Source organism: Nonomuraea angiospora, from assembly GCF_014873145.1.
Classification (GTDB): Bacteria; Actinomycetota; Actinomycetes; order Streptosporangiales; family Streptosporangiaceae; genus Nonomuraea; species Nonomuraea angiospora.
Window position 1 is genome coordinate 6,855,309 of the sequence record NZ_JADBEK010000001.1, and the last position, 12,782, is coordinate 6,868,090.

The window sequence follows — 12,782 nt, forward strand, 5'->3', positions numbered from 1 at the left end:
AAACAAGCTCTTGCTACACATTCTCCTGTTGCCTGGGTCACAATGGCGACGGGAGGGACGATGGTCATCACGAGTGAAATCCCCGTGCAGGCGCTCAGGGCGGGCATCGGCAGGGTCTCGGCAGAGGTGATCGAGGAGATCCAGACCCGGATCCCCGAATACGCCAGGCCATCGGACGAGATCTACATCAAGGTCGTCAGGATGGCGGTCGAGCAGGCCATCGAGGGCTTTCTCGACCGCGTCGAGAACCCGGGCGCCCCCTGGGACCCCGAGCCGTTCCGGCTGATCGGCAGGGGCGAGGCGGCCGAGGGCCGCAACCTCGAGCCGCTGCAGACCGCGATGCGGCTCGGCGCCCGGGTCTGCTGGCGGCGGCTGACCGAGCTCGCCGAGCCGCTGCGCCTGTCCCCGCAGACCCTGTACGACCTGGGCGAGGCCATCTTCGTCTATCTCGACCAGCTCGCCGACGCGGCGGCCGAGGGCTTCGAGGAGGCCAGGGCGCACACCGCGGGCGAGACCGAACGCCGCCGCGGCCACCTGCTCGACCTGCTGCTCAGCCGCCCGCCCGCCAGCGCGGAGGCCATCGCCGAGCTGGCCAAGGCCGCCGGGTGGCGCCGGCCGAGGACCGTCGCCTGCGTGGCCTTCGACGACCGGCACGCCGCCTACCGCGCCCCCGCGCTGCCGCCCGACGTGCTCACCGGGCTGGACAGGCCCGTGCCCTGCCTGCTCGCGCCCGACCCCACCGGCCCCGGCCAGGCCCAGCTGCTCGACCAGGCGTTGCGCGGGCGCCAGGCCGCGATCGGCCCCGCCGTGCCCCTCTCGGCCGCCGCGACCTCGCTGCGCTGGGCCAGGGAGGCCCTGGAGCTGTCGCGGCGCGGCATCCTGCCCCGGGGGCCGCTGCGGTGCGCGGACCACATGGCGACGCTGGTGGTGTTCAAGGACGAGGAGCTGGTCGGCACGCTGGCGCAGGCGCGGCTGGCGCCCCTGGCCGACCTGCGGCCCGCCCAGCAGGACCGGCTCGCGGAGACGCTGCTGGCCTGGCTGCGGCACGGCCGGGGCGCGGGCGAGGTGGCCGCCAGGCTGCACGTGCACCCGCAGACCGTGCGCTACCGGCTGCGGCAGCTGGAGGAGCTGTTCGGTGACCAGCTCGCCGATCCGGACATCCGCTTCGAGCTGGAGATCGCGCTGCGGGCCAGGCAGGCCGTCCAGGCGAGCACCACCCGTCCCTGAAATCCCGGCGGATCCGGCGGCCTGAGCGTGCCCGTGGCGGGTAGCGGCCACCCATGCGACTGACGTACACCTCCGACGTGTGGTGGAAGAACGCCGTCATCTACTGCCTCGACGTGGAGACGTTCAAGGACGGGAACGACGACGGCGTGGGCGACTTCCGCGGGCTGACGCAGCAGGTCGACTACCTCGCGGGACTCGGCGTGACGTGTCTCTGGCTCATGCCGTTCTTCCCCACCCCCAACCGGGACGACGGATACGACATCACCGACTTCTACCGCATCGACCCGCGGCTGGGCACGCTGGGCGACTTCGTGGAGTTCATGCGCACCGCCAACGACAGGGGGCTGCGGGTGATCGCGGACCTCGTCGTCAACCACACCTCGGACCAGCACCCCTGGTTCGTGGAGGCCCGGTCGAGCCGGGAATCTCCCATGCGCGACTGGTACGTCTGGTCCGACACCCCGGAGCCCGACGACCCCTCGCAGATCGTCTTCCCCGACAAGGAGAACAGCGTCTGGCAGTACGACGAGGGCTCCGAACAGTACTACCTGCACAGCTTCTACCGGCACCAGCCGGATCTGAACGTCGGCAACCCCGAGGTCAGGGACGAGATCACGCGCATCCTCGGCTTCTGGATGGAGCTCGGGCTGTCCGGGTTCAGGGTGGACGCGGTGCCCTTCCTCATCGAGAACGTCGATCCGAAGCTGGCGAACCCGCACGAGTTCCTCGCGGACCTGCGGGCGTTCATGACGCGGCGCAAGGGCGGGTCGATCCTGCTGGGCGAGGTCAACGTCCCGTACAAGGACCTGACCCGGTTCTTCGGAGAGGGCCTGGGCGACCAGCTCACCATGTGCTTCGACTTCATCGGCATGCAGAACGCCTGGCTGTCACTGGCGCGCCACGACGCCACGCCCCTCGCCGACGCCCTGCGCGAGCGCCCCGAACCGCCGAAGGACGGCCAGTGGGCCATGTTCCTGCGCAACCACGACGAGCTCACCTTAGACAAGCTCACGGACGAGGAGCGGCAGGAGATCTTCGAGGCGTTCGGCCCCCGCGAGGACATGCAGATCTTCGGCCGCGGCCTGCGCCGCCGGCTGCCGACGATGCTCGGCGGGGACCTGCGGCGCATGAAGATGGCCTACAGCCTGCTGTTCTCGCTGCCGGGCACGCCGGTGATCTTCTACGGCGAGGAGATCGGGCTGGGCGAGAACCTCGACGCGGAGGGCCGCATGGCGGTCCGCGTCCCGATGCAGTGGTCCCCGGACGGCGGCTTCACCCAGGCCGAGCCGGTACGCGAGACCCCGGAGGGCTCCTTCGCGCCCGACCGCGTCAACGTGGCCGACCAGAAGCGGGACGTGAACTCGCTGCTGCGCTGGTTCCAGCTCCTCATCGAGCGCTACCGGGAGTGCCCCGAGCTGGCGTGGGGCGACTACACCGTGCTGGAGACCGGCGACCGGGCGGTCTTCGCCCACCGCTGCGACGCCGACGGGGCCGCGGTGGTGGTCGTGCACAACCTGTGCGACACGGTCAGGGACGTGGAGCTGACCCTGGAGGGGCTCGAGAACCACCAGCTCACGGACCTCCTGGTGGACGGCACGCTGGAGGTCTCGGCCGAGGGTTCCGTACGGCTCCCGCTGGACCCGTACGGCACCCGTTGGCTGCGCGCCTCCCCCCGGGAGCTCCCCCCGGAGGACGCCTCGGTCAAGTCCCACTGACCTGGGTTCGCGGGATCAGCGCTGGCCGTTGTCGAAGTACGCGGCCAGCTCCGCGTCCAGGGGCGGCACGTCGTACGGCATGCCGCCGTCGCGCAGCGACATCGTGGCCATATAGCCCGCCGCCACGCTCATCCTGGCCGCCACCGGCGAGGTGTCCGTCGCGCCGCCGTCCCGTACGAACCGGCAGAACTCCGTCACGATCTGCGCGTCCGCTCCCCCGTGCGAGCCGTCCGCCGGAGGCACCGTGTACGCGATGTCGCAGTCGTCCCGGTAGGCCGTGGGACCCCGGTTCCAGACCTTGACCGTGTCCCCTGGCCCGTCGCCGAAGTTCTCCAGGCGGCCCTCCGTGCCGATGACCGTGTAGTTGCGCACGTAGTCGGGCGTGAAGTGGCACTGCTGGTAGGCGGCGATGACGCCGTTGTCGAGGCGCATGTTCATCACCGACACGTCCTCGACGTCCACGACGTGGTGCAGGCCGGTGCGCGAGGCCGGCGGCCACTCGTACTCCTGGAGCCACCCGTCGGGCCGCGGCGTGCCGGGCTCGCGGCGCGGCAGGTCGCCGTAGACCATGAGGTCGCCGAACGCGTTGACCCTGGTCGTGTAGCCGCCGGCGAGCCAGTGGATGACGTCCAGGTCGTGGGCCGCCTTCTGCAGCAGCAGGCCCGTGGTGCGGGTGCGGTCGGCGTGCCAGTCCTTGAAGTAGTAGTCGCCGCCGTAGGAGACGAAGTGGCGCACCCAGACGGTCTTCGGCTCGCCGATGACGCCCTGGCGGATGATGTCGCGCATGAGCCGGACCACGCCCATGTGCCGCATGTTGTGCCCCACGTACAGGCGGGTGCCGGTGTCGCGGGCGGCGCGCAGGACGTTGTCGCAGCCCTCGACCGTGATCGCCATCGGCTTCTCCAGGTAGACGGCCTTGCCGGCCCGGAGGCAGTCGATGGCGATGCGCTCGTGGGTGTCGTCGGGGGTGTTGACGATGATCGCGTCGAGGTCGGGCCGGTCGAGCAGCTCGCGGTGGTCCCCGGTCAGGAACTCCGCCTCGAACCGCCCCGCCTGGCTCTTGAGCACCGCCGGGTCGGAGTCGCACAACGCGGTCACGACCGCGCCCCTGCCCGGCCGGTGCGCGTGCAGGGAGAGGCTCGTCCGCAGCCCGAGGCCGATGACTCCGATACGCAGGTCTTCCACTGGTGTCCCTTCCCGAATCAGCCGCAGCAGACGTCAGGCTAGTACTCATTTCTGCAGATAAATAGCTTGAATCATGCAGATCTAAGCAACAAGGAGTCCGCAGACCTGCCTTTGCTGGGGCGTGAAGCGGAGCTGTGGGGGCACTTAAGAAAGCCTCGATGGACATCCCCGAAGGCGAGAGGGCACAGTGCGTTAGGTTCGGACTGGGGGGAATGAAGCCATGAAAGCGCTGGTCAAAGAGAAGGCCGAGGCCGGCCTCTGGCTGGTGGACGTGCCCGAGCCCGAGGTGGGTCCCGGTGAGGTGAAGATCCGGGTCCTGCGGACCGGCATCTGCGGCACCGACCTGCATATCCGGAAATTTGATGACTGGGCGCGGCATACCCTGAAGCTCCCGCTGATCGTCGGGCACGAGTTCTCCGGCCACGTGGTCGAGGTGGCGCCGGGCGTCGAGGACGTCGCCGTCGGCGACCTCGTCAGCGGCGAGGGCCACCTCGTGTGCGGCAAGTGCCGCAACTGCATGGCGGGCCGCAGGCACCTGTGCCGCAACACGGTGGGCCTCGGCGTCAACAGGGACGGCGCCTTCGCCGAATACGTCACGCTGCCGGCCTCCAACGTCTGGGTCCACCGGGTCCCCGTCCACCCCGACGTGGCGGCCATCTTCGACCCGTTCGGCAACGCCGTACACACCGCACTGTCCTTCCCCCTGGTCGGCGAGGACGTGCTGATCACCGGGGCGGGCCCGATCGGGCTCATGGCCGCGGCCGTGGCCACGCACGTCGGCGCGCGCAACGTGATGATCACCGACGTCAGCGACGAGCGGCTCGCCCTGGCCGGCAAGCTCGGCGTCTCCCTCGCCCTGAACGTCTCCAGGACCTCGATCGCCGAGGGCATGCGCCAGCTCCACATGCGCGAGGGCTTCGACGTGGGGCTGGAGATGTCCGGCAACCCGCAGGCCATGCGCGACATGATCGCGAACATGACCCACGGCGGGAAGATCGCCATGCTCGGGCTGCCCGCCGAGGAGTTCGCCGTCGACTGGGCGACCGTCGTGACCTCCATGATCACGATCAAGGGCGTGTACGGGCGGGAGATGTTCGAGACCTGGTACAACATGTCGGTCCTGCTGGAGAAGGGCCTCGACCTCACCCCCGTCATCACCGACCGGTTCCCGTACCAAGACTTCGACGCCGCCTTCGACACGGCCGCCAGCGGGCGGACCGGCAAGGTCATTCTCGATTGGAGCGGAGGAGCTCGGCCGGAGAGAGCGAGGGACGAGCCAACGGAGGCCGAAGCGGCCGCGACCATGAACAGGAGCGCCTGATGTTCACGAACGTGCGCCAGCAGCTGCGTACGACGCTCGACGAGATCACCGAGGCCGGGCTGCTCAAGCCCGAGCGCGTGATCGGCTCCCCGCAGAGCTCGTCGGTGAGCGTCGCCGGGCGCGAGGTCCTGAACTTCTGCGCCAACAACTACCTCGGCCTGGCCGACAACCCCACCGTGATCGAGGCGGCCAAGGAGGCGCTGGACCGGTGGGGGTTCGGCATGGCGTCCGTACGGTTCATCTGCGGCACCCAGGAGGTGCACAAGGAGCTCGAAGCCCGCCTGTCGGACTTCCTCGGCATGGAGGACACCGTCCTCTACAGCTCGTGCTTCGACGCGAACGGCGGCGTGTTCGAGACCCTGCTCGACGCCCAGGACGCGGTGATCTCCGACGCGCTCAACCACGCCAGCATCATCGACGGCATCAGGCTCTCCAAGGCCCAGCGCTTCCGCTACGCCAACCGCGACATGGCCGAGCTGGAGGCCCGGCTGAAGGAGGCGTCGGAGGCCCGGCGGCGGCTGATCGTGACCGACGGCGTGTTCTCCATGGACGGATATCTCGCGCCGTTGCGGGAGATCTGCGACCTGGCCGAGCGCTACGACGCCATGGTGATGGTCGACGACTCCCACGCCGTCGGCTTCGTCGGGCCGACCGGCCGCGGCACGCCGGAGCTGCACGGCGTCACCGACCGGATCGACATCATCACCGGCACCCTGGGCAAGGCCCTCGGCGGCGCCAGCGGCGGCTACGTCTCGGCCCGCAAGGAGATCTGCGAGCTGCTGCGCCAGCGCTCGCGCCCGTACCTGTTCTCCAACTCGCTCGCCCCCGTCATCGCCTCGGCGTCGCTGCGCATCCTCGACCTGCTGGAGACCTCGAACGAGGCCCGCGAGCAGCTCCGCTCCAACACGGCGCGCTTCCGGGGGGAGATGGCCAAGGCCGGGTTCGACATCCTGCCCGGCGACCACCCGATCGTGCCCGTGATGATCGGCGACGCCGCCGAGGCCGCGGCGATGGCCGACCGCCTGCTCGACCTCGGCATCTATGTCATCGGCTTCTCGTACCCGGTCGTGCCGCACGGCCGGGCCAGGATCCGGGTCCAGCTCTCCGCCGCCCACTCCACGGAGGACGTCGACCGCGCCGTCCAGGCGTTCATCCAGGCGCGCGGCTGACACCCCGCCCGGGACGACGTCCGGCCGCCGGGGCCCTGAACACGCAGAGCCCCGGCCGCCCCTGACTCGCCGCCCTCGCCCGGCCCTTCGGACCTGGCCGTGCGTGGTCATGACCGGTGGGTGAGTATTCTCGCTGCGACGGATCCCACCGATCGGGCGCGCCTCACGGAGTGAGGCCAAGGAGCAGCACGGGTGATAGACACGCGGCGGTTGCGCACGCTGCGGGCGGTGGCCGACCACGGCACGGTGACCGCCGCGGCGGCCGCGCTGCACCTCACCCCCTCCGCTGTGTCCCAGCAACTCGTCGCGCTGGAGCACGAGGTGGGCCACCGGCTGTTCACCCGCGACGGCCGCGGCGTCCACCTCACCGCCGTCGGCAAGATCATGCTGGGCCACGCCAACGAGGTGCTCGCCCAGCTCGAACGCGCCAAGGCCGAGGTGGCCGCGTACGCCACGGGCGAGGCCGGCGAGGTCACCGTGGCCTGCTTCGCCACCGCGATCGGCGCCGTGCTCTCCCCTGCCATCGCCGCCCTGCGCGCCACCTCCCCCGGGCTGCACGTACGCGTGCTGGACGCCGAGGGCGACCACAGCCTGGCCATGCTGCTGGACGGCGAGGCCGACCTGGCCGTCACGGTCGAGTACCGGGGCGCCCCCGACGCGGCCGACCGGCGCCTGTCCCGGCTGCCCCTCTACGCCGAGCCGTTCGACCTGGTGCTCCCCCACGACCACCCCTTGGCCTCGGAGGCGACCTTGACCTCGCTCGCCTCCGAGACCTGGATCGGCCCCTACCCGGGCAACCCGGTGCACGACGTGATCACGTTCGCCTGCCAGCAGGCGGGTTTCACGCCGAACCTCGCCCACTGCTCCGACGACTTCCGCGCCGTGGTCGCCCTGGTCGGGGCCGGGGCGGGGGTGGCCCTGGTGCCACGGCTGGCCCTGCGCGACATGGCGCTGACCGGGGTGGCGGTCCGCCGCACGCCGGGGCCCGAGCGCCGCGTCTTCGCCGCCGTACGCCGCGGCTCCGACGCCCATCCCCTCCTGCGCCCGCTCCTGTCGGCGCTGCGCACGATCGGCCGCTCTCTCGACGCGGGGTGAAACATCCGGACTTAGCCGGACATCTCCTGAGGTGTGTTCGCCGAGTGGAAGGACCACCGCATGGGGCCACCCGAGCCCGAGCAGCGCTTCGAGGAGATCTATATGGCGCATTATCCGGCCATAGCCACACCGTGCCGGACACCTGGCTGGTGCGCGGCGGGTTCTTCACCGAACCCGGAGTGGCCGTGGTGGTGGCGCACACGACCCCGCTGCCGCAGCGGGCCGTCGACGCCCGTAACAAGGCCAAGGGCTGCGCGGCGTCCTGATCTCCGGGATAGCGTGCGGGCCATGGGAGGCCCGCGCCATCGAACCCCGCTCGGCCTGCCCGGCGTGCCCGCTCAGGCAGTGCTGGGGTTCCTGGCGCAGCTCACGCAGCAGGTGGCGCCCGTCGGGACGGTGCTGGTGGTGCAGGGCGCGAGCGGCTCGCTGACGCTGGCGGGGGTGACCGCGGCGGCGTTCGCCATGGGGGCGGGCATGGGGCGGCCGGTGCAGGGGCGGCTCATGGACCGGCGCGGGTCCAGGCCGGTGCTCCTCGTCACCGCGCTGCTGCACGTGTCCGCGCTCGTCGCGCTGGTCGTGGCCGCCGGGGACCGGCTCTGGTGGGCCGTGGTGGCGCTGGCCTGGGTGGCCGGGGCGGGGCTGCCGCCGGTCTCGGTGAGCATGCGGCTCGAATGGGGGCGCCGCGTGCCTGACGAGGGGCGTACCGCCGCCTACAGCCTGGTCTACCTGGTGCAGGAGCTGGCCATGCTGGTGGGGCCGCTGGCGTTCGGGGTGGTGATCGCGCTGACCACGACCTCGCTGGGGCTGGCCCTGGTGGCCGTCGCCGCCGGGGCCGGGACGCTGGGCTTCACCCGGGCACTGCGGGCGGAGGCCCGCGGGTCCGAACGGGGGCGCGGGCGGGTGTTCGCGGACCGGAGGATGCCGGTGCTGCTGGCCGTGGTGCTGCTGCTCGGCGGGACGCTGGGGGCACTCCAGGTGGGCGTGCCCGCGCTGGCCGCCGCCCGCCACGTGCCCGCGGCCACCGGGGTGCTGGTGGCGGCGCTGTCGGTGGGCGGCATCGTGGGAGCCGCCGCTTACGGCGCCCGGTCCTGGCAGTCCCGGGCCGGGGTACGGCTGGTGGCGCTGATGGCGGCGCTCGGGGCGGTGCTGGCGCCGCTGGCGCTGGTGGAGTCGTGGCCGGTGTTCTGGATGGTGCTGTTCGGCGGGGGGCTGGCGCTCAATCCGGCGCTGACGACGTCGTCGCTGCTGGTGGACGAGTTCGCGCCGGGGGCGCAGGCGGAGGCGTTCGGGTGGATCTCCACGGCCATCGGTGTGGGAGGTGCGCTGGGTTCGGGGGTCGCGGGGGTGACCGGGGAACGATTAGGGGCCTCGGCGCCCTTCCTCGCGGCCTCCGGCCTCGCGCTGGCGGGCGCGGCCCTGGCGACCGTACTCCTCCGGCGGGACGGCACGGCTTGAACGGTACTGCTCGGGCGCAACGACACGGGCTGAACGGTATTGCTCCGGCGCGACGGCACCGGGCGTTCCGGGTGAGCCGGGCGGGTCACGCGCGGGCTCGGGTGAGTGCCTCGGTGAAGCGGGCGTACCGGTCGAGCTCCGCCCGCACGGGGGCCAGCACGAGATCGTCGCCGACCTGGCCCACGGCCGTACGCAGGGCTCTGGCCGTACGCCGGGCCCGCCGCCTGCCACCCGCCCAGGCGGCCAGCCGTGACAGCAGCGCGATCAGCACGCCCGCCAGCACCCCGCCCACCAGCAGCACCGTCGGCCACGGCACCACGCCCACGGTCGGGAGCGGCGGCTGGGGCAGGCGCAGGTAGTCCATCCCGAACAGGACGCCCAGCCACAGAGCGCCGGCCAGCATGGCCGCGAACACCAGCCACTGCAGGACGTTCACGGCCCGCCACCACCTGGGCCGCCGAGTCGCGCGGGCGGACGTCGTGGCCACCACCCGGTCCACCGCGTCGGCCAGCTCCTGGGAACGGGACCGCGCCGCCTGCCGCACCGCCGCCGCCCACGGGCCGGGCAGGTCCGACGCGGCCGCCTCGCCGACGTCCCTGATCGCCGTCTCGACCCTGGCCCTCTGTACGGCCGAGGCCGCCGGGACGGAGGTACGGCCGACGACTTCGGCCCCGATTCCCTGCCCTGAGGCTGACTGCCCCGAAGACCCGGCCGCCTGCCCCGAAGGCGCGGCCGGCGACCGACCCGGGGGCAGCTCGCCCGCCGGCCCGCCCATCGGCCCGCCCGTCGGGGCCATGGGGCCGATGCGGAGCCTGCGGAGCGGGTCGGGCCTGAGCTTGCGGATCCAGCGGGTGACGGGCCAGCCGGTGGCGACGACGGCGCGGTGCCGGTGCCCCTTGGCCACCGCCTCCACCACCAGCGGCACCCCGGCCGCCTCGCAGAGCGCCGCCGTGAGCGCCCGGTCCATCGCCTGACCCGCCGGGGTCTCCTCCGGCGCGCCGAGGCGGGCGGCGGCGGTGGTGATGTCGGCCGCCAGGCGGGTGGACCAGGACTTGCGCTCCGCGACGCGGTCGTTCAGGAGCGCGCGGAGCTCCGCGAGGCCGGCGCCGGTGCGGGCGGAGACGGCCAGGACCGGCACGCCCGCCAGGCCGTCCTCGTCCAGGAGGCGGCGCAGGTCCCGGAGGCAGCGGTCGACGGCGCTGTCCGGCAGGCGGTCGACCTGGTTGAGCACCACCAGCATGACGCCCCGGTGGGCGGCCAGCGGGCGCAGGTAGCGGTCGTGGAGGGCGGCGTCGGCGTACTTCTGCGGGTCCACCACCCAGACCAGGAGGTCCACCAGCTCCACCAGCCGGTCCACCTCCAGGCGGTGGGACACCTGGATGGAGTCGTGGTCGGGCAGGTCGAGGAGGACGAGTCCGGACAGGCCGGAGGCGGAGGCGGCGGGGTGGCGCTGCGGGATGTCCAGCCAGTCCAGCAGCGGGCCCGCGCCCTCCCCGTCCCACAGCGCCGCCTGGGCGGCCGAGGTGGTGGGCCGTACGACGCCCACCGCGGCCAGGTCCGCGCCGGCGAGGGCGTTGTAGAGCGACGACTTGCCGCTGCCCGTCGCGCCCGCCAGCGCGGCCACGGTGTGGTCGATCGAGAGGGTACGGCGCACGCCGGCCCGTTCGGCGACCGCCCGCGCGCCGGACACCGCCTCCTCCGGCAGCCGCCCCTCGGCCAGCTCGGTGGCCTCCAGCAGGGCGGCCAGGCGGGAGTCGAGGGACGGGCCCTCCTTACGGCGCAGCAGCTTCACGACGTGTCCCCCGCGTCCTGTCCACCCGCGACCGTCGCCGGGAGCTCCGCGCGGTGGGCCTGGATGCGTTCGGCTGCGGCGCGCAGCGCGTTCGCCGTCCCCCGGGGCGGCTCCATCGCCTCCAGCTGGGCCGTGAACCGGTACGACTCCTCCTCCAGCAGCAGCCGCACCCGATCCCGCAGGTCGTCGCGCGCCCGCACGGTCAGCGTCCGCACGGCCTGGTCGCCGAAGACGGCCTCCAGCAGCTTCTGCGACAGCAGGCTCGTGCCGCCCGCGATCCCCACCTCGATCCCGGTCAGCCCGCCCGTGGAGGCGAACACGCCCAGCATGAGCAGCAGCCCCGCCCCGTTCACCCCGAAGGAGGCCACGCGGGCGGCCGTCCGCCGTTCGCGCCCTTCCTCGCGTACGAGGTCCAGAACGAACTCCTGCCACCCCCGGACCGTCGCCTCCGCGCGCTTGCCCACGTCGGGGGCGGCGCGGCCGAGGCGGGCGGACTCCATGGGGCCCAGCCGCTCCAGCAGGCCGGACCCGCCGGGCGCGGCCGACCAGCCTTCCAGGGCGCGTTCGGCGGACCCGTCGGCGGCGCCCCTGATGAGCGCCCCCACCCCGCTCTCCAGGGCGTCCCTGAGCTGGCCCTCCGGCATCTGCCCGGTGAAGAAGCCGACGATCCTGTCGCGCAGCCACCCCACCCGGCTCTCCAGGGAGCGCATGAGGTCGCCGGTGCCGATGAAGTCCTGCCAGCGGGCCAGCACCTCGCCCCGCAGCAGCGACCCGTCACGCATGCCCGCGTCGAAGTCGGCGATGCCGCCCGCGTAGGCACCCGCCACGACGGAGCGCAGGGTGTCGAAGGCGGCCTGCTGGCGTTCGACGGCCACGGCCAGCGCGGGCACCCGGGTGGCCAGGCTGTCGAGCGCCCCCGACAGCGTCTGGCGTACGACGCGGGACCGCTCCGCCGCGTCGGTGGCCAGCCCCGTGAGCCAGGAGGAGATGGGCCGCACGCTCTCCTCCGGCAGCCTGGCCTTCTCCGAGGGCAGCGGCGCCTCGGGGACGGTGAACAGCAGCGTGCCGTCGAGGCCGTTCTCGGCGAGGAGGCGGGTCAGGTCGCGCGAGACGGGCTCGATCGCGTCCTGGGGCACCCGGTCGAGGACGAGGGCCAGGGCGGTGCTGCGTTCGCGGGCGGAGCGCAGGAAGCTCCACGGCACCTCGTCCGCGTAACGGGCGGCGGTCGTGACGAACAGCCACAGATCGGCGGCGGCCAGCAGCTGGGCGGCGAGCTCCCGGTTCGCCACCACCACCGAGTCGATGTCGGGCGCGTCGAGCAGCGCGAGGCCGGCGCCCAGCGCGTCGGAGGTGACCACCCGCAGCGCCCCCGGACCGGTGCCGGTGGCGCGGGACAGGCCGGGCAGCACGTTCTGGCCCATGAACCAGGAGTGGTCGGCCGGGCTGACCACGAGCGTGGGGACGAGCGTGGTGGGCCGCAGCACGCCCGGCTCGGTCACGTCGGCCCCGACCAGCGAGTTGACCAGCGTGGACTTGCCCGCCCCCGTGGACCCGCCGACGACGGCCAGCAGCGGCGCGTCGAGCGCGCGCAGCCGGGGCAGCAGGTAGTCGTCGAGCTGCCCGGCCAGCTCGCGCAGCGCACGCCGGTCTCGTGCCGCCTCGCCGACCGCCAGCGGGAACAGCTCGCGATCCAGCGGCCGGCGCAGCGCCTCCAGCGCGGCCAGCAGATCCATACCGCCCACGCTAGTCTCCGGCGCGGCCAGCGGCTCCATAAGACCCACGCTACGGTGAGCCGCGTCCGGCGGTCCACCGCAGGTGGCCAG

Annotated in this window: 10 protein-coding genes; 7 read left to right on the plus strand and 3 right to left on the minus strand. The window is 72.8% G+C overall.

The window, feature by feature from the left end; translation table 11 throughout:
- Positions 1 to 60: 60 nt before the first annotated feature.
- Both H4W80_RS30980 and H4W80_RS30985 read left to right on the plus strand, forming a co-directional pair.
- A complete protein-coding gene (locus H4W80_RS30980) occupies positions 61 to 1,227 on the plus strand; it encodes a PucR family transcriptional regulator (RefSeq protein ID WP_225963758.1) in 1,167 nt (388 codons plus the stop codon).
- A 53-nt stretch (positions 1,228 to 1,280) separates the two neighbouring features.
- Positions 1,281 to 2,942: an alpha-amylase family protein gene (locus H4W80_RS30985; RefSeq protein WP_192788316.1), complete on the plus strand. Its 1,662-nt coding sequence runs from the start codon at positions 1,281 to 1,283 to the stop codon at positions 2,940 to 2,942.
- Between the two features lie 15 nt (positions 2,943 to 2,957).
- Here the strand turns inward: H4W80_RS30985 and H4W80_RS30990 are convergent, their stop codons facing one another.
- Positions 2,958 to 4,127 (minus strand): Gfo/Idh/MocA family protein, encoded by a 1,170-nt coding sequence (locus H4W80_RS30990; protein ID WP_192788317.1) that lies wholly within the window; start codon positions 4,125 to 4,127, stop codon positions 2,958 to 2,960.
- Positions 4,128 to 4,347: 220 nt separating this feature from the next.
- Here H4W80_RS30990 and tdh point away from each other — a divergent pair, with 220 nt between their 5' ends.
- The 5 genes from tdh to H4W80_RS31010 all read left to right on the plus strand — a co-directional run bounded on the left by tdh (position 4,348) and on the right by H4W80_RS31010 (position 9,167).
- Complete coding sequence (gene tdh, locus H4W80_RS30995) at positions 4,348 to 5,448, plus strand: L-threonine 3-dehydrogenase (RefSeq protein ID WP_225963759.1); 1,101 nt, start codon at positions 4,348 to 4,350, stop codon at positions 5,446 to 5,448.
- Positions 5,448 to 6,617, plus strand: coding sequence for a glycine C-acetyltransferase (locus H4W80_RS31000; RefSeq protein ID WP_192788318.1), 1,170 nt, complete (start codon positions 5,448 to 5,450; stop codon positions 6,615 to 6,617). The genes tdh and H4W80_RS31000 overlap by 1 nt, the downstream gene beginning before the upstream one ends.
- Positions 6,618 to 6,809: 192 nt before the next feature.
- Complete coding sequence (locus H4W80_RS31005) at positions 6,810 to 7,712, plus strand: LysR family transcriptional regulator (RefSeq protein ID WP_192788319.1); 903 nt, start codon at positions 6,810 to 6,812, stop codon at positions 7,710 to 7,712.
- A gap of 131 nt (positions 7,713 to 7,843) precedes the next feature.
- Entirely contained in the window at positions 7,844 to 7,978 is a 135-nt protein-coding gene (locus H4W80_RS62920; RefSeq protein WP_264086014.1) for a hypothetical protein, read from the plus strand.
- A 22-nt stretch (positions 7,979 to 8,000) separates the two neighbouring features.
- On the plus strand, positions 8,001 to 9,167 hold the full coding sequence (locus H4W80_RS31010; RefSeq protein WP_192788320.1) for an MFS transporter: 1,167 nt from the start codon (positions 8,001 to 8,003) through the stop codon (positions 9,165 to 9,167).
- A gap of 85 nt (positions 9,168 to 9,252) precedes the next feature.
- Here H4W80_RS31010 and H4W80_RS62925 read toward each other — a convergent pair whose 3' ends face one another.
- Together H4W80_RS62925 and H4W80_RS31020 are read right to left on the minus strand one after the other, a co-directional pair.
- Positions 9,253 to 10,959, minus strand: coding sequence for a YfjP family GTPase (locus tag H4W80_RS62925; RefSeq protein ID WP_192788321.1), 1,707 nt, complete (start codon positions 10,957 to 10,959; stop codon positions 9,253 to 9,255).
- On the minus strand, positions 10,956 to 12,692 hold the full coding sequence (locus H4W80_RS31020; RefSeq protein WP_225963760.1) for a GTPase family protein: 1,737 nt from the start codon (positions 12,690 to 12,692) through the stop codon (positions 10,956 to 10,958). The genes H4W80_RS62925 and H4W80_RS31020 overlap by 4 nt, the downstream gene beginning before the upstream one ends.
- Positions 12,693 to 12,782 lie beyond the last annotated feature (90 nt).

Coding starts and splice junctions, on each gene's coding strand:
- H4W80_RS30980 (WP_225963758.1), top strand. CDS start 61: ATGGTCATCACGAGTGAAATCCCCGTGCAGGCGCTCAGGGCGGGCATC.
- H4W80_RS30985 (WP_192788316.1), top strand. CDS start 1,281: ATGCGACTGACGTACACCTCCGACGTGTGGTGGAAGAACGCCGTCATC.
- tdh (WP_225963759.1), top strand. CDS start 4,348: ATGAAAGCGCTGGTCAAAGAGAAGGCCGAGGCCGGCCTCTGGCTGGTG.
- H4W80_RS31000 (WP_192788318.1), top strand. CDS start 5,448: ATGTTCACGAACGTGCGCCAGCAGCTGCGTACGACGCTCGACGAGATC.
- H4W80_RS31010 (WP_192788320.1), top strand. CDS start 8,001: ATGGGAGGCCCGCGCCATCGAACCCCGCTCGGCCTGCCCGGCGTGCCC.
- H4W80_RS31020 (WP_225963760.1), bottom strand. CDS start 12,692: ATGGATCTGCTGGCCGCGCTGGAGGCGCTGCGCCGGCCGCTGGATCGC.